This window comes from Flavobacterium aquariorum (assembly GCF_003254745.1).
GTDB classification, from domain to species: Bacteria; Bacteroidota; Bacteroidia; order Flavobacteriales; family Flavobacteriaceae; genus Flavobacterium; species Flavobacterium aquariorum.
In genome coordinates this window covers 137770-155013 of sequence record NZ_QKXH01000001.1, presented here as the reverse complement: position 1 = coordinate 155013, position 17244 = coordinate 137770, and the positions used below count along the sequence as shown (strand labels likewise).

The 17244-nt window shown below is 33.4% G+C and carries 13 protein-coding genes; 5 read left to right on the top strand and 8 right to left on the bottom strand.

The window, feature by feature from the left end; genetic code table 11:
• The first annotated feature begins 10 nt into the window (after positions 1–10).
• Positions 11–2776: a PD-(D/E)XK nuclease family protein gene (locus DOS84_RS00740; protein WP_111408203.1), complete on the top strand. Its 2766-nt coding sequence runs from the start codon at positions 11–13 to the stop codon at positions 2774–2776.
• A 297-nt stretch (positions 2777–3073) separates the two neighbouring features.
• Positions 3074–3766: an ATP-binding cassette domain-containing protein gene (locus DOS84_RS00730; RefSeq protein ID WP_111408201.1), complete on the top strand. Its 693-nt coding sequence runs from the start codon at positions 3074–3076 to the stop codon at positions 3764–3766.
• Here the strand turns inward: DOS84_RS00730 and DOS84_RS00725 are convergent.
• Positions 3740–4522 (bottom strand): alpha/beta fold hydrolase, encoded by a 783-nt coding sequence (locus DOS84_RS00725; protein WP_111408200.1) that lies wholly within the window; start codon positions 4520–4522, stop codon positions 3740–3742. The two genes, DOS84_RS00730 and DOS84_RS00725, sit on opposite strands and share 27 nt — an antisense overlap.
• Before the next feature lie 88 nt (positions 4523–4610).
• On the opposite strand from DOS84_RS00725, the gene DOS84_RS00720 reads away from it, so the two are divergent.
• Complete coding sequence (locus DOS84_RS00720; RefSeq protein ID WP_165830378.1) at positions 4611–5813, top strand: AbiH family protein; 1203 nt, start codon at positions 4611–4613, stop codon at positions 5811–5813.
• A 56-nt stretch (positions 5814–5869) separates the two neighbouring features.
• Here the strand turns inward: DOS84_RS00720 and DOS84_RS00715 are convergent, their stop codons facing one another.
• The 6 genes from DOS84_RS00715 to aceB form a co-directional block, all read right to left on the bottom strand.
• Positions 5870–6676 carry a TIGR00266 family protein gene (locus DOS84_RS00715; protein ID WP_111408198.1) on the bottom strand — a complete coding sequence of 269 codons (807 nt, stop codon included), beginning with the start codon at positions 6674–6676 and terminating at the stop codon, positions 5870–5872.
• 106 nt (positions 6677–6782) lie between these two features.
• Positions 6783–6995 carry a hypothetical protein gene (locus DOS84_RS00710; RefSeq protein WP_111408197.1) on the bottom strand — a complete coding sequence of 71 codons (213 nt, stop codon included), beginning with the start codon at positions 6993–6995 and terminating at the stop codon, positions 6783–6785.
• 115 nt (positions 6996–7110) lie between these two features.
• Complete coding sequence (locus DOS84_RS00705; RefSeq protein WP_111408196.1) at positions 7111–8013, bottom strand: alpha/beta fold hydrolase; 903 nt, start codon at positions 8011–8013, stop codon at positions 7111–7113.
• Between the two features lie 5 nt (positions 8014–8018).
• A complete protein-coding gene (locus DOS84_RS00700) occupies positions 8019–9311 on the bottom strand; it encodes an aminopeptidase P family protein (protein WP_111408195.1) in 1293 nt (430 codons plus the stop codon).
• Positions 9312–10085: 774 nt separating this feature from the next.
• Positions 10086–11366: an isocitrate lyase gene (aceA, locus tag DOS84_RS00695; RefSeq protein WP_111408194.1), complete on the bottom strand. Its 1281-nt coding sequence runs from the start codon at positions 11364–11366 to the stop codon at positions 10086–10088.
• Between the two features lie 91 nt (positions 11367–11457).
• Entirely contained in the window at positions 11458–13059 is a 1602-nt protein-coding gene (gene aceB, locus DOS84_RS00690) for a malate synthase A (RefSeq protein WP_111408193.1), read from the bottom strand.
• A 120-nt stretch (positions 13060–13179) separates the two neighbouring features.
• Here aceB and DOS84_RS00685 point away from each other — a divergent pair, with 120 nt between their 5' ends.
• A complete protein-coding gene (locus DOS84_RS00685; RefSeq protein ID WP_111408192.1) occupies positions 13180–14661 on the top strand; it encodes a helix-turn-helix domain-containing protein in 1482 nt (493 codons plus the stop codon).
• A gap of 63 nt (positions 14662–14724) precedes the next feature.
• Here DOS84_RS00685 and DOS84_RS00680 read toward each other — a convergent pair whose 3' ends face one another.
• Complete coding sequence (locus tag DOS84_RS00680) at positions 14725–16086, bottom strand: hydroxymethylglutaryl-CoA synthase family protein (RefSeq protein WP_111408191.1); 1362 nt, start codon at positions 16084–16086, stop codon at positions 14725–14727.
• A 396-nt stretch (positions 16087–16482) separates the two neighbouring features.
• On the opposite strand from DOS84_RS00680, the gene DOS84_RS00675 reads away from it, so the two are divergent.
• Entirely contained in the window at positions 16483–17148 is a 666-nt protein-coding gene (locus tag DOS84_RS00675) for a succinate dehydrogenase cytochrome b subunit (protein ID WP_111408190.1), read from the top strand.
• Positions 17149–17244 lie beyond the last annotated feature (96 nt).

Here is a 17244-nt window from a genome sequence, read left to right as displayed (position 1 = left end):
TATTTATAAAATGACGAACATTTCTTTTTTAGATAAAATTGCAACTGTAATAATAACAGAGTATCATAATAGTATTACTGAGACTATAGTGGTGTTACCAAACAAACGGGCAAAAATATTTCTTATTGAAGCATTAAAAAAGCAAACAGAAGAAAATATGTTTTCGCCAGAAATTATCAGCATTGAAGATTTTGTTCAAAGTATTGCGGAAATAAGAACTATTGATCCCATAGAATTGTTATTTGAGTTTTATCAAGTGTATCTTTCAATTACAGAAAAAAAGAACCAACAGTCATTTGAAATTTTCGCAAACTGGGCTAAAACTTTACTTCAAGATTTTAATGAAATCGATCGTTATCTGTTAGATCCAAATCATGTTTTATCCTACTTGAAAGATATTGAAGATATTAAGAAATGGGGGATTGAAGTAGAAAATAAAACCCAGTTATTAGAGAACTACATTGATTTTTGGAAATTATTGCCTAAATACTATCAATCTCTTTATGAGCATTTGTTTGAAAAAGGAATTGGATATCAAGGGTTGATTTATCGGGAAGCAGTAAGAAACATCAATAAATTTTCAAAATCAATTCAAGGGAAACATTTTGTTTTTGCAGGTTTTAATGCTTTGAACGCTTCTGAGGAGAAAATAATTCAACATCTTATTGCTTCAGATCAGGCCAAGATCTATTGGGATGCTGATCAAACATTTCTAAATGATCCTTACCATGATGCCGGGTTATTTGTGCGTCGTTTTAAAGAAAGCTGGAAGCATTATAAATCACATCCTTTTGAATGGATTGTTGATGATTTTTCGGCTACTAAAAATATTCAAGTTATTGGTACACCAAAAACTATTGGTCAGGCCAAGATTGCAGGAAGTATCATAGAAAATATCAGCATTGAAAATCCAAATACTTCCTTGGATAAAGTGGCTATTGTTTTGGGAGAAGAAAATTTGTTGATTCCACTGTTGTACTCTTTGTCTAATTCTGTAGGGGCTTTGAATATTACGATGGGATATTCAAGCAAAAATAATCCAGCACAAATTCTTATTGCCAAATTGTTTAAAATGCACACCAATGCATTATCTAGAGGCAATAGCAGCTATGTTTTTTATTATAAAGATGTGTTGGATATATTGACGCATCCGTTAATTGAGCCTTATGCTAATACAAGTGCTTTGGTTGGAATCATCAATAAAAACAACTACACATTTATCAGTCATCATAAATTATTTGAATTAAATGATAATACCAGTGATTTATTTTTGCTTGTATTTCGAAAATGGGAAACGGGTTCTATTGGTGTTTTAGAAATAATCTCAAGTTTATTGCTTAAAATTAAAAATAATCTGAGCAATGAAAATGAAGAGGAAAAAATAGCCAAAACTTTTGTCTATGCTATTTTCAAAGTAATTAATAAACTGATTAATTACTATTCAAAGCACAAAGAAATTGACACGATTGATACTTTGTATGCAATTTATAAGCAAGTTATTGATTTGGCTGAAGTTTCTTTTGAAGGGGAGCCTTTAAATGGTTTGCAGATTATGGGTGTTCTTGAGAGTAGGGTTTTGGACTTTGAGACAGTTATTATCACTTCTATGAATGAGGGTAAATTTCCAGCTGGTAAATCACAAAACTCCTTTATTCCTTATGATGTAAAGAGTGAATTGGGATTGCCTACTTTTAAAGAGAAAGATGCTATCTATACGTATCACTTTTATCATTTACTACAACGTGCAAAAAACATTTATTTACTGTATAATACCGAAAGTGAAGGCTTGGATGCTGGAGAGAAAAGTCGTTTCATTACTCAATTGGAGGTAGAGAAACAGCCTAATCATACTTTAACCCACGAAATTTACAATGCAGTCTTGCCTGACACGGCTTATTCACCAATGGTAATTCCAAAATCGGAGATGGTAATGGCTCGTTTGAAAGAAATAGCAGGAAAAGGATTTTCTCCTTCAGCATTGACGAGTTATATAAGGAATCCGATTCAGTTTTATTTTCAAAAGATTTTGAGGATCAGTGAAGTTGAAGAAGTAGAGGAGAATATTGCCTTGAATACTTTGGGAACTATTATTCACGAGACTTTAAAGGTTTTATATGATCCTTTTATAGGGAAATTTATTTCTGAGAAAGACATTGAAAATTGTATTAAGAAAATTGACTCCGAAGTCTTGATTCAATTCAAAGTAGTTTACAAAGAAGGAGAAATAAAAAAGGGAAGAAATCTATTGGCTTTTGAAGTGGCAAAACGAAATGTTTTTAATTTCCTAAAAGTGGAATTGGAAAGCATCAAGAACGGTGACGCCATAAAGATTCTGGAGCTTGAAAAGACTTTTGATAGAATGGTAGAGCATCCAAGTTTACCTTTTCCTGTTTTGATAAGAGGAAATGTGGACAGGATTGAAGAACGCAACGGAATCATCAGAATCATTGATTACAAAACGGGCAAAGTCGAAAAAACTAATGTTACGCTTAAATCTTGGAAAGGACTGACTGACGATATTAAAAACGACAAAATTATTCAGGTTCTGGCATACACTTATATGTATGAAGAAAATGCGAAAGGGAAACCTATTGAAGCAGGAATTATTTCGTTTAAAAACTTAAAATCGGGATTTTTGCCTTTTAATTTTAAAGAAGAAAAAGAAAGTGTAGCGATTATTAATACTGAAATTCAGGCTAGCTATTTGGAACAAATTGTTTTGTTATTGAATGAAATATTGGATGTGACAATTCCGTTTGAGGAGAAAATTATATAATGGGATGAATAGAAAATGGAGTAATCTATTTGAGTTTTTTAAAAGTACTCTTGCGATTAATTTCGCTGTGAGTTTTTTTGTTTTTCTTTTTGGAGGATTGATAGCCTTTAATTATTCAGTGCTTACTTTTGGTTTTGCTTTAAGTTTGTTTTTCAAAGAAGTTAATGCCAAAAATGAGTATGTGTTTTATTTCAACAATACAATTTCCAAAATACAGCTTTGGGTATATTCATGGTTTTTTACTTTTGTTTTTTTAGCAATTTGCTCTTTTGTTTTTAATTTGATAAGGAAATTATTTTGAAAAAGCATTTACTAGAGATTGATAGCGTTCAGAAATCTTTTGACAATAAAAATATATTGTCAGATGTTTATTTAAAATGCGAAACAAATGATATTATTGGGCTTCTTGGCAGAAATGGTTCAGGTAAGTCAACTTTGCTAAAAATTATTTTTGGGATTACATCTGCTGATTTTAAGTTTGTTAGGATTGATGGGATTGTCAAAGTTTCTACCAAGGATTTGTTTGCTGAAATTAGTTATTTGCCTCAGGATAACTCTATCCCTAATGTGTTTTCAGTTAAAAAAGCAATACAATTATCAGTTCCGAAGGAGAGGATTTTAGAGTTTTGTGCAGATGAAATCATTGTGACAATGTTAGAAAAGAAAGTTTCTCATTTGTCAGGGGGAGAATTACGGTATTTAGAAATTAAAATCATTCTCAATAATTCTTCAAAATTTGTTTTGTTAGATGAGCCTTATAATGGTTTATCTCCTTTAATGGTTGAAAAAGTGAATGAATTAATAGTTGAGAATTCTAATACTAAAGGGATTATTATATCTGATCATAATTATGAAAATATAATCAAAGTGTCAAACAAATTGGTTTTACTCAAAGAAGGTAAGGCACATCATCTGCTTTGTAAAGAAGAGCTGGTTGAGAAAGGATATTTGAAAAACGGTATGTTAGATGTTTTTGATAAAAGAAGTTAAAACAGTAACTAATTCATCTTGATTTTCAATAGAACTCATATGTCCATCGGGAAAAGTAACCAATTCAACATCGGTGTCTTTTATTTGTTCCAGATTTTCTTCGTAATTGAGAACAGGATCTTTTTTTCCTAGAATCAATAATTTTAGATAAGTTGTAGTGTGTAAAAGAAATTCTCTGTCTTTTCTAGCTTTCATTCCCTCAAGTGAGGCAACAATTCCTTGCAATGGTGTTTTCAAAGCTTGAATTTTTACTTCTTCGATTTCTTTGATAAGGATTTCTCGGTTCTCTTCACTAAACAAATTGGCAATCGAAAGTCTGATGAAAGTTTCGTAATCTTTTTTAACCGCTTTGATGGCACGGTCTCTATTTTTCTTTCTTTCGGAGCTGTCTTCTTTGGAAGTGGAGTTGAGCAATACCAATCCTTTCATTTTCTCGGGATACAATTCGGCGAAAGCCAAAGCAACATAACCACCCATAGAATGTCCAACCAGAATGGCTTTTCGAATTCTCAATTTCGATAAAACTTCGTGAACCACATCGGCATTTTCTTCCATGGTTTGGATATATCCCAAACTTTCGGTTTCGCCGTGTCCTAATAAGTCTATGGTTATGATTCGGTTTTTTTTGCTTAGTTCGGAAACATAAACATCCCACATGGTTTTGTTTTCCAAAAAACCGTGTAGCAAGACTATTGCAGTTCCTTTTCCAGAATCAGAATACGAAATTTGTGTGTTTTTGTAGAGAAGTGTTTCCAAAAGAGTGCTGATTATGTTGATAGTTTACAAATGCAAAATTAATTTTTTAAATTCCTAAATGCTACATTTGAGGAAAGCATTTTTTAATATGGCTAAAATTTTAATTACAGGAAACGGATTTGATTTATTTCATCATTTGCCAACAAAATACCATCATTTTATTTCAATAATGCAAACTATTGAAAACAATGTATATGCTACCGATGTGTCTTTTGAAAAATTATTTGGTGAGGTATTTAAATTAAGATACCAATCTGACTATAATTCAATAGTAGAAAATTACAACTCAGGTAATATTAAATTCAGTTCTGAAAAATTAAATAAAATAAGACAACTTTTAGAAACAAATCTTTGGTACAAGCATTTCAAAAATGTTTTAGAAATAGATACATGGATTGATTTTGAAATGGAAATTGAAAGTATTTTGAATCAATTTGAAATATTTAATAAGCATGAAGATAAAAGGGTTGTTAGAAAAAATCTATTTGATGATTATTTATTTGGTTTTACGAATTTTGAATTATTTGAAATAATAAAAAATAAACCGATAAGTCAAATTCCTTTTAGATTAAATGAAAAATATATTAACGGACGGAAATTTTCTATTGATATTAAAAAAATGTTGGATGATTTAGCAAAATCATTTGAGGGTTTTATTGTGATTTTTAATCGTTATTTAGTTGATGTAGTTAGTGTTTTTTATTCTGAAATAAAACAAAAATCAGAAATTCCATTTCATTTATTAAGTGAGATTTACACATTTAATTATACTCCCACATTAGAAAATTTATATAAAGTTGAGAAATCCAAAGTAGTTTATTTGCACGGAGAAATAAATGAAGATTGTAGTAAGCAAAATTTAGTACTTGGGATTAGTGAACTGCCAAAACATATTAGAATGAGTAAAATGTTTGATTTTACTAAATATTATCAAAAGATAAATAAAAAATCTAATAAAAAATTTATTGATATTCCGGAACAAAAATCGCACAGTCTTGATGAAAATATTTTTTATATAATTGGTCATTCTTTAGATGATTCAGATAAAGAATATATCTCTGATTTATTTAAATTTTTAGATTTTGATTTGCGAAAAAATGCTAAAATTTGTGTCTTTTATTTTAATTCAAGGGATATGGAAAATAAGTTGAGAAACTTATTTAGTATAATAGGTAGAGATATTGTTGTAAATATGGATAAAGAGGATAGGCTTTATTTTGTTGAATTAAATGAAAAAAATATTATAAAAGAGTTTGAAAGACAAACATATAAATATGAAATATTTATATAAAATAAAAACGGCTCCCATTTCTGAAAGCCGTCTTGTGATTTTTATTTATAAAAAAATTAAAAACGATTATCCCCATCCAAAAGATTACCCAGTCCGCCTAGCAAACTTCCTTCTTCACGGCTGTTACCGCCTGATCTTGGTGCCGATGCAATGATTCTGTCGGCCAATCTGCTGAAAGGTAATGATTGTATGTAAACTGTGCCCGGGCCTTTTAGAGTGGCATAAAACAAACCTTCGCCTCCAAAAAGTGAATTTTTGATACCGCCTATAAACTGAATATCATAATCAACATCTTTAGTAAAACCGATAATGCAGCCTGTGTCCACTTTTAGGACTTCGCCGGGCGCCAATTCTTTTTTGGCCATCGTTCCTCCCGAATGAACAAACGCCATTCCGTCTCCTTCTATTTTTTGCATAATGAAACCTTCGCCTCCAAAGAAGCCGCGACCTAGTTTTTGGGAGAATTCGATTCCAACAGAAACGCCTTTGGCAGCGCATAGAAAAGAACTTTTCTGGCAGATAAATTTCCCTTGAAATTGTGTTAAATCAATTGGAAGAATTTTTCCGGGATATGGTGAGGCAAACGAAACTTTACTTTTGGTGTTGCCTTGATTCAGAAATGCTGTCATAAATAAGCTTTCGCCCGTAAGAACTCTTTTTCCGGCATTCAAAAGTTTGCCAAATAAACCAGAACCTGATTGTTGTTCGGAACCATCTCCAAATATAGTTTCCATCTGGATGTTATTTTCCATCATCATAAAACTGCCCGCTTCGGCAATTACTATTTCCTGTGGGTCCAATTCTATTTCCACATACTGCATTTCTTCTCCAAAAATCTGATAATCTATTTCGTGTGCTTGCATGATTTCTCTAATTTAAGTTTTTTGATAAGTCGAATTTAAACTTAGAATGTTACATCCTAATTAAAGAGGAATAACAGGCAAAGCACTAGTTGTAAAAGTGTCTCTATCAAAATCCGATTGCAAGAACCGTAAATGGTATTGCAAGAATCGTAAATGGTATCGCAAGAACTATAAATGGTATTGCAAGAACTGTAAATGGTATCGCAAGAACTGTAAATGGTATTGCAAGAATTGTAAATGGTATTGCAAGAACTGTAAATGGTATCGCAAGAACTATAGATGGTATTGCAAGAACTGTAAATGGTATTGCAAGAACCATAAATCAAGCCGCAACAACAGTAAATGAGATCAGCACTTCTATTTACTTATTTTATGGAACAAAAAAACGGCTTCCATTGCTGAAAGCCGTTTCTGAAATCTATAAAATCAATTGTTTAACTTTTTAAAAAAGCTTCAATTGTATCAAAGTACTTTTCTTTTGCGTCAAGCCAACCATAGTGTTTGCAATTTTCAAGCAGAACCATTTTTGAATTAGGAAATGCTTTTAGACTTATTTCTCCTATTTCTTTGCTGATGATATCTTGTTTTCCTTGAATGATTAAAACAGGATTTTTGAAATTGGAAAGCTTGTTTTTGCAGTCGAAATTTGTTTTTTGCATATCACCCCATAACAATGAATTTATGGTCGAATTGCCTTGTGTTAATCTTTCGGCAATGATTGGAACAAATTTTCTATCGTACACATAAGCAGGTGCCATCGCTCTTCCGCGGCCCAATCGGGCTTTGTACGAAGTGTCGCCTTTTTCTATTTTATCGTTCCAATAGTTCAAGGAATCTTTCTCTGTTTTGCTCAAGCCAGCTTCAATAAGGTTTTCACCTTTTAGCAAACTCAAATCCACTCCGCCAGAAGACGATAAAATTAATTTTTCAATACTGTTTGGGTAAATTGTGGCATAATAAGAGGCTAACATTCCACCAAATGAATGACCTAAAATTGTCCACTTTTTGATTTTCAAATGTTTTCTTAATGACTCGATATCATCAGCCATTAATTTCATCGATATCGTTTTGTCGTTTAATTCTTTGAGGGTTGATTTTCCAGTTCCCCTTTGGTCATAAATAATGGTTTGATATTTCTCCGCCAAAATTTTTGCCATAGGTTCAAACCCATTGCTATTCATTCCGGGACCACCATTTATGATTAAAATAGGTGTGCCTTTGCCAAATATTTTATAATAGGTTTGGCTTGAATCTGCATTTTTTGCAAAACCCTCGGTTTGGGCAAATGAATGCCCAAAAAGAGATAGAAAGACAAATAGGAATATTTTTTTTACCATTTGAATTATGAATTCATTAAGCTCTCGATTTCTTCCACTTCAATCGGGATGTTTCTCATTAAGTTGAAAGGTTCTCCTTTTTCCTGAACCACGACATTGTCTTCCAAACGAATTCCGAAACCTTCGGCTGGGATATAAATTCCAGGCTCAACAGTGAATACCATATTAGCTTTCATTGGCTCGTGCAATAATCCGTAATCATGTGTGTCCAATCCCATGTGGTGAGATGTTCCATGCATGAAATATTTTTTGTAAGCAGGCCATTCAGGGTTTTCATTTTGAACATCAGCTTTGTCAATTAGCTTTAAGCCAAGCAATTCTGAAGTCATGACTTTGCCCACTTCTACATGATATTGTTTCCAAAGAGTTCCTGGAGTTAGCATTTTGGTCGCTTCATTTTTAACTCTCAAAACAGCATTATATACTTCTTTTTGTCTGTCGGTGAATCTTCCCGAAACTGGAATCATACGAGTCATATCGCTAGAATAGTTAGCGTATTCTGCTGCAACGTCAAGTAATACTAAATCACCCGCTTTACATTGTTGATTGTTCTCGATGTAATGCAAAACATTGGCATTATTTCCAGAAGCAATAATTGGTGTGTAAGCAAAACCTTTGGATCTGTTACGAATGAATTCGTGAACTAATTCAGCCTCGATTTCGTATTCGGTTACATTTGGTTTTACGAATGAAAGTAATCTTCTATACCCTAATTCGGTAATATTACAGGCATTCTGGATTAAATCTATTTCTTCGGTTTCTTTCACAGAACGAATACGTTGCAATATTGGGTTGCTTTTTGCCACTTGATGTGCCGGATATTTGGCTTTCCACCATTTAATGAAACGAGCTTCACGAGTTTCGGTTTCAACAGAAGCACGATAATGTTCGTTGGTATTGATGTACATGATGTCTGAATAAGTCATCATTTCGTTTAGGATTTTCTCGAAATCCTGTAACCAATACACAGTTTTAATCCCCGAAACTTCAAAAGCTCTTTCTTTGGTCAGTTTTTCACCTTCCCAAACAGCAATATGTGCGCTAGTTTCTTTTAGGAATAACATTTCTCTTTGATTTTCGTATGGTGCATCTGGAAAAAGCAATAAGATGCTTTCCTCTTGGTCTACTCCCGATAAATAAAAGATATCGCGGTGTTGTGCAAATGGCAATGTACTGTCTGCAGAAACAGGATAAATATCATTAGAATTAAATACTGCTACACTATTAGGCTTCATTTGAGCCATGAATTTTGCTCTGTTTTTTATAAAAAGGGCACGGTCAATTTGGTGGTATTTCATACGTATTTGTATTTATTAATTTTTTATTGGAATATGGTATTGCCACTTTTCTATTGATTTTGTGATTTGAAATTGTGGCAACTTCATTTTAAAATGATTTTAGGTATTGAATTATCAAAAATAGTAACTTTAAGAATGCAATTGATCTTTGTTTTATTTTTTTTAAGAATTTAGAATTGATCTTTAAAGTAAGCTGTTTTTAGGAGCAGCAACATTTGTTTTTTTGGTTAATGGATTCCTGCTCTTCGTTGCAAATGAAATTCACTGCACACCTATGAAAATAGAAGTTTAGTGAAAATCCTTTTTATGTCGTCCCAAAAGGTTAGATAAAAAGGATTTTTACTTCGATCAGGGCGAGGAGGAAACATATTACTTTTTTGTTGTCATTTGAAACTTAGTATTTTAGAGAATATTATATACAAAAATGCTAATTTACTATAGCATCTTGCTTAAGTAAATTAGCTTTATATATAATTTAGTTTGCTTTTTTGCTAACTAAGTTATCCTTTATGATTAACTAAATTATCCTTTATGATTAATTAAGTTTGTTATTTTGTAAATTAAATTATGCTTTATGGCTAATTTTATTGTTTATTATGACTAACAGAGTTATCCTTTACTACTAATTTAGTTAGTGTTTATAACTAATTATTAGAAATGAAGGATTGGGATTCGAACAAGATGATTTGAAAATATATTTTTGTGTCATTTATAAATAAAAAAAGCACTAAGAAATGAGGGTTTCTCCGTGCTTTTAAAATGGCAATTTTTAAATTAAAATTGTGCTACTTCGGTAGAATCTTTCATAGCTGTTGTGGAAGATTTTCCTGTGGTAACGGTATTTTGTACGGCATCAAAATAAGATGTACCAACAAAATTTTGGTGTTTTACGGCTTTGAAACCGTGTTGTTGCAATGCAAATTCTCTTTCCTGCAACTCAGAATAGCCAGCCATTCCTCTTTCTTTGTAGGCTTTGGATAATTCAAACATGCTGGTGTTTAAGGCATGGAATCCAGCCAAAGTGATGAATTGAAATTTATAACCCATTGCAGCCAAATCTTCCCTGAAAGTTTCCATTTCGGCTACGGATAATTTAGCAGCCCAATTGAAAGAGGGCGAGCAATTGTAAGCCAGCATTTTGCCCGGAAATTGTTTGTGAATTGCCTCAGCAAAGCGTTTAGCATAAGCCAAATCTGGGTTGCTGGTTTCCATCCAAATCAAATCGGCATAAGGAGCGTAACTCAATCCGCGGTCAATCCCTTGCTCTACACCGCAGTTTACATAGAAAAATCCTTCGGCAGTTTTTTCTCCTGTGATGAATTTGGCATCTCTTGGGTCGATGTCGCTTGTCAATAAATTGGCAGCATCGGCATCAGTTCGTGCCACGATAAGTGTCGGTGTTCCCATTACATCGGCAGCCAAACGTGCAGCAATTAATTTATTAATCGCTTCTTGAGTAGGTACCAAAACTTTTCCTCCTAAGTGACCGCATTTTTTGGCGGAACTCAATTGGTCTTCAAAATGAACTCCTGCCGCGCCAGATTCAATCATCGATTTCATCAATTCGAATGCATTTAGATTACCTCCAAAACCAGCCTCAGCATCTGCAACTATGGGAACTAGATAGTCTTTCTTATCGGCTGTTTTGTTTACCACTTGTATTTGATCGGCACGTAAAAGTGCGTTGTTGATTCTTTTTACTACCAATGGAACACTGTTAGCGGGATATAAAGATTGGTCAGGATACATTTCGCCAGCTACATTGGCATCAGCCGCTACTTGCCAACCACTTAGATAAATAGCTTCAAGACCAGCTTCTACTTCCTGAATGGCTTGGTTTCCGGTAAGTGCTCCTAATCCTGCCACAAAATCTTGGGAATTCAGTTTGTTCCATAATTTGGTTGCGCCCATTTTGGCAATGCTGTGTTCAATTTGGTAAGACCCTTGTAAATTGATCACTTCCTCAGCAGTGTATGGACGTTCGATTCCTTCCCATCTTGGGTTGGTAATCCAATCAGTAACTAATTCTTGAATTCTTGTTTCTGTTGTTTTCATGGTGTTTTTAAGTTTAATAGTGTGTTTGGTTATTTGTTTTGTTTATTTAAATTGACATTGCTATTGATTTTTGCCATTGTCATTGAAATTATCATAGGTATTTATATCCTATTAGGGTTAGAAATTCTATAAAATTGTCATTTACTACCAGTGTGTCTAATAGCTGTTCTGCCAAATGATAATTTTGTTTCTCATGGTTTTCATCACCGACAATTTTTTTAATTTTTTCAAATTCTTCCATTGCCAAGCGATGGTAATAGTCTTCAGTAAGCGTTTTGTTATTATCCAAAACCACTTCGTTTTGAAGCCATTGCCACAATTGTGACCTTGAGATTTCAGCCGTAGCCGCGTCTTCCATCAAATGATGTAAAGCGGCAGCGCCTTGTCCGTTGAGCCATGAGGCAATATATAGAACAGAAATGCTGATGTTTTTTCGAACACCTTCTTCGGTAATGGTTCCTTTTGGGACTGCCAGTAAATCCTCTTCGACTACATTTACATCTTCTCTTTTTACATGAATTTGATTTTGAGTAGGCATGTATTTATCAAAAACTGATTTTGCTAAAGGCACCAAATCGGGATGGGCAACCCAAGTGCCGTCATGGCCGTTTTGAACTTCTCTTCGCTTGTCGGTTACTACTTTGTCAAAGGCAACGTTATTGGCTTCTTCATCATTCTTAATCGGAATTTGGGCCGCCATTCCGCCAATCGCATGAATATTTCGTTTGTGACATCTTTGAATAACCAATTGTGAATAAGCGCTCATAAAAGGCGAAGTCATTGTTACTTGATCGCGATTTGGAACGATGTAGGTGTTGTTTCTTCTTAATTTTTTGATGAAAGAAAAAATGTAATCCCAACGACCACAATTCAATCCCACGATATGATCCCTTAATTCGAAAATAATTTCATCCAGTTGAAAACTTGCAGTAATCGTCTCTATTAAAACAGTTGCTTTGAAAGTTCCGTTTTGTTCGCCAAGATATTCTTGCGCAAATTCGAAAACTTCATTCCACCATCTTGCTTCTAGATAATGCTCCAATTTTGGCAAATAGAAGTAAGGTGCAGTTCCGTTTTTAGTTAATTCCTCGTGATTGTGGAAGGCATATAATCCAAAATCAACTAGAGAACCCGAAGTTTCTTGTCCTTCGATAAGTATGTTTTTTTCGTTCAAATGCAATCCACGAGGTCTTACAATTAAAACGGCTGTCTTTTCTTTTAGAGCGTATTTTTTATTTTTTATCGAGTCTTCTAGAGTTATGGTTCTGTTTACGGCATCTTTTAGATTTTGCTGTCCTTCCATCAAATTGCTCCAAGTAGGTGAAGTACTGTCTTCAAAATCAGCCATGAAGGTATTGGCGCCTGAATTGAGTGCGTTGATGACCATTTTTCGATCCACAGGCCCAGTGATTTCGACTCTTCGGTCCAGTAAATCTCTTGGAGTGGTTGCCGCAACCCAGTTACTTTCTCTGATCATTCTTGTTTCGGGTTGGAAACAAGGTAAGGCTCCGGCATCAAATGCGACCTGTTGTTTTTTGCGGTCTTCTAACAACGAAAGTCTTTTGGTATTAAATTTTTGATGCAATTCAGTTAAGAATTCAATGGCGCTATCCGTCAAAATTTCAGGATACTGTTGTGTGATTCCATTTGTTATTTGGAACTTTTTCTCGATGGTTTCTGTCTGGTTTTTCATAACTAGTTCATTTTGATACTGCAATACTACAAAAAGTTTTTTAAAAAACAAGCGAACGTTCGCTAAAAATGAAAAATATTTTTTTTGAGGTTTTTCTTTTTTTAGTTTATCTTTGATTTTATGAACATGGAAAAAGATTATATCAAATTGATTTTCGGGCTTAAACTCAAGCAGGCTCGAACAAATAAAAATTTGTCATTATTTGGTTTGGCCAAAATCACGGAGCTGTCTAAATCGTATTTGAACGAGATAGAAAAGGGAAAAAAATATCCTAAAACGGAAAAAATTATCCTTTTGGCAGAGAAATTGGATGTCACCTATGATCATATGGTGTCTTTAAAACTCGACAATAATCTGGCACCGATTGGAGAAATATTAAAATCGGGAATTTTGAAGGAGATTCCGTTGGATCTTTTTGGAATTCAAGAGGCAGATTTAATTGATATTATAGCCAATGCTCCTGCCAAGGTCAATGCCTTTATCAGTACCATTATTGAAATTGCTCAGCATTATAACTTAACTCGAGAAAGTTTCTTCTTGGCCTCCTTGCGTTCTTATCAAGAAGCACATAATAATTACTTTGAAGAGCTTGAGGAAAAAGTGCTGTTGTTTTGCAAAGCCTTTCATATTGATGGAGAAACCACAATTTCGATTGATGAATTGTCTGCGATATTGATTGAAGAATATGGCTACAGTATAAAAGAAATTGTTTTTTCGGAACAAGAAGAGTTGGGTGATTTGAGGTCTATTTTTGTGCCAAAAAGCAAGACATTACTGCTTTCGGTTGGTATAGATTATTCTCAAAAAGCATTTATTTTGGCTAAAGAAATTGCCTATAATTTTCTTGAAATCAAAGAAAGACTGTATACTTTTAGCTGGATCAAGTTTGATAATTTTGATCAGGTTCTTAATAATTTTTACGCTTCTTATTTTGCAGGAGCATTACTTATTCCTAGAGAACGATTGATAAATGAGTTGAATTTATTTTTGTCAAAAACAGATCCAAAACCTCAAGAGATGATTCAGTTGATGAATAAATTTACGGTTTCGCCAGAGTCATTTTATCAGCGACTGACCAATATTCTGCCCAAGGATTTTCAGATAAAGAACCTCTTTTTCCTTCGTTTGTCTCATGAAATTGGCACGGACACTTATCAAATAAAAAAAGAATTACATATTACCAATCAACAGGAACCACATGCCAACGAAATGAATGAGCATTATTGCAGAAGATGGGTTTCCATAAAAACAATTGTGGAGTCTTTGAAACAAAAGAAAGAACACTTTTTTGACGCGCAGATTTCACGTTATGAAAACAGTAATAATGAATATCTTGTTTTTTCATCCGCTACTCCGGATCCTTTCAAGAAAAATTGTTTGAGAAGTATTTCGGTTGGAATTTTGATAACGCCTTCTATTAAGAAGAAATTTAAGTTTATCGAAGGAAATTCGGTGCAAAGACAATTAGTTGGTGTGACTTGTGAAACTTGCTCGGTGCAAAATTGTTTGGAGAGAGCCTCACCGTCAATTCATTTGGAACAAAAACTTAGAAATGAAAAGACTGACGCGACAGTTCAAGAATATTTAGCTAAGTTTAGTTAAAGCAAAAGAGCCACGAATGGATTTATATCTTTCGTGGCTCTTTTTGTATTGTCAATATCGGTATTAATCAACCCATTTGTAATAACGGGCTCCGACTAAATTTGGAGTTTCAGTTTCTATTCTGTCCAAAATCCATTCGTTTTTAGGTTCCTGGATGCTTTGTTTTTGTTCCTTTTTGTGTAGTTTTTCATAAGTTTCAAAATCAATTTCAAAACTTTTTTCCAATGTTTCAAAAAGCGCAACATTCGCAAGTGCCGATTTCCAATCGGGTTGAATGGTGCCTTCAAAAACCTTAGATTTAGATCCGCTTCCGTAGGCTAGAAAACCGAATTTTTCGTTTGAGATTTCTTTTTTAGTATCATAGAAATGAGCCAGAGTAGAAAGTAGTCCCATAAAAATGGAGCCAGTATATAAGTTTCCAATTAAAGAAGATGCTAATTCTGCTGGCTGTAATTTTTGAGAAACAAATGTTTTGTAATCTTCGGATTTACTGATTTCTTTTAATTTATTCTGGTATTCCGAAGCAGTTTCTTCTCCGGAAAGAATTGCAGTTGAAGCGTCCAGAGCATATATTTCAGAAAGCATTCTTCGGCCTTGAAATGCATAAGGCAAATGCATGACAATGCTTGTCCAGTTGTTGTAAACCGTTTCGGAAGTGTTTTTTATTTTTCTAAAAGAGAAATAAGCTGCTTTTGTCCTGTCCATATAGCATTGATTTGAATACTGACCGTCAAAAACAGGTTGATCTTTGTGGATTTCAATTTCACTTTCTAAATTATCAAACCAGGAATCGTTGTTTGCGTTCCCGGTGATTTCCTGTTTTGAAATCGTTCTGTAAGGTTTGAAGAAATCAAAAACTCCTTTTGTGCTTACTCCCCAATGATTCTCAAAAGTTATAATTCTTGGATTTGAAGTAATCAACATGGCAACTGCGCCAGCTCCTTGAGTATATTCTCCAGTTGAATTCAAGTCGTATTTAGCAAAATCGGTTGTGACAACAATTGCTTTTTTGCTTGGATTGAGTTGAACAAAATCAAGGCAGTTTTGGAGAGCATCTACGCCGCCAATACAAGCAAAAGTAAAATCCACAACATCACATTCGGATAAAGAGTCCTCTCCGAACTTTTGTTCCATTAGAGAAATCAAGAAAGAACTTATGGGTTTTGAACTGTCGATCCCGCTTTCGGTTCCAACATATATTCGAGCAATTTCATCTAACATGATGTCGTTGTCCAGTATTAGTTTTGTCAGAGCGTTGGCACCAAATACTACTGTATCTTGATGGGTATCCGGCAATGTCATCTTTAATAATCCTAACCCTTTTTCGAGTTTTTCGGGTTCTATATTTCTAGCTAAGGCTAATGTTTTTATGGGTAAATGTAATTTGGCAACATCAAATGCAATAGCGTCAATTCCAGTTTTCATGAATAAAATTTAAAGTTGTAAAGTTAAAATTGCTTCGGGGAAATACAATGTTTTAAAGGCTATAAAATCGCTAATCTTTAATTTTTAGGGAATAATACGTAAACCTTGTTTTGGATTATAATATTGTTAGTTTTTTTAACTTTTGGCAATAAAATATAATTGGGTCTGTAATTTTAATGGTTTTTTTGACTTTAACAATTGTTAAAGGCTTGTTATGTAAGTCCATGTAGAAAAACGTCTTAAGACTACGTATTTTTATACGTAGTTTGTACGTATTTTTTAAGTACTTTAAAATCATTATAAATAGCACAGCAAAATTGCATATTTGGTTGTTATTCTTTCCTAATTAACCTAAATTTGTTCGACTTTTTAAAAAAATATAATATTTATATCATTATGGCAAAATCTGCAATATTGAAGTCGTCTATAGCTAAAAAAGTAGCTATGGCGCTTTCAGGACTTTTTTTGATTATGTTTCTATCGCTGCACTTCTTTATTAATTTCGTTTCGGTTTTTAGTGCCGATTCATTTAATGCGATGTCACATTTTATGGGTTACAATCCGTTAATCCAATTTGTAATGCAACCTATTTTGGTTGCAGGTGTTGTTTTTCACTTCGTTATGGGATTTGTATTGGAGTTGAAAAATAGAAATGCCAGGCCTGTTGCCTATGTAAAGTACGATGGTGCTGCAAATGCATCTTGGGCATCCAGAAATATGATTATTTCAGGTTTGGTAGTGTTGGCATTCTTAGGATTACATTTTTATGATTTTTGGGTTCACGAAATGATTTACAAATATGTGGAGTCAAATGTTATTGATGAAACTAGATATTATCCTGAATTGGTGGCTAAGTTTGAAAGTCCAGTTCGTACAGGATTGTATAGTGTTGCTTTCATTTTATTGGCATTACACCTTTGGCATGGTTTCACATCTTCTTTACAATCAGTTGGATTCGACAATAAAATAGGAAAGTCATTGCATAAAATTTGTTATGCATTTGCAATTATAGTTCCTTTTGGATTTATTTTTATTGCGCTATTTCATCATTTTAATAATTAATATCAATCTATAATGAAATGAGCATACTTTAATCTGATTTTCTAAAATTAGACTTGTTATGCGAATTACATAAGACCGATTAAAAAAAATAAAGAT

Coding starts and splice junctions, on each gene's coding strand:
- DOS84_RS00740 (WP_111408203.1), top strand. CDS start 11: ATGACGAACATTTCTTTTTTAGATAAAATTGCAACTGTAATAATAACA.
- DOS84_RS00720 (WP_165830378.1), top strand. CDS start 4,611: ATGGCTAAAATTTTAATTACAGGAAACGGATTTGATTTATTTCATCAT.
- DOS84_RS00715 (WP_111408198.1), bottom strand. CDS start 6,676: ATGCAAGCACACGAAATAGATTATCAGATTTTTGGAGAAGAAATGCAG.
- DOS84_RS00710 (WP_111408197.1), bottom strand. CDS start 6,995: ATGGTTCTTGCAATACCATTTACAGTTCTTGCAATACCATCTATAGTT.
- DOS84_RS00705 (WP_111408196.1), bottom strand. CDS start 8,013: ATGGTAAAAAAAATATTCCTATTTGTCTTTCTATCTCTTTTTGGGCAT.
- DOS84_RS00700 (WP_111408195.1), bottom strand. CDS start 9,311: ATGAAATACCACCAAATTGACCGTGCCCTTTTTATAAAAAACAGAGCA.
- aceA (WP_111408194.1), bottom strand. CDS start 11,366: ATGAAAACAACAGAAACAAGAATTCAAGAATTAGTTACTGATTGGATT.
- aceB (WP_111408193.1), bottom strand. CDS start 13,059: ATGAAAAACCAGACAGAAACCATCGAGAAAAAGTTCCAAATAACAAAT.
- DOS84_RS00685 (WP_111408192.1), top strand. CDS start 13,180: ATGAACATGGAAAAAGATTATATCAAATTGATTTTCGGGCTTAAACTC.
- DOS84_RS00680 (WP_111408191.1), bottom strand. CDS start 16,086: ATGAAAACTGGAATTGACGCTATTGCATTTGATGTTGCCAAATTACAT.
- DOS84_RS00675 (WP_111408190.1), top strand. CDS start 16,483: ATGGCAAAATCTGCAATATTGAAGTCGTCTATAGCTAAAAAAGTAGCT.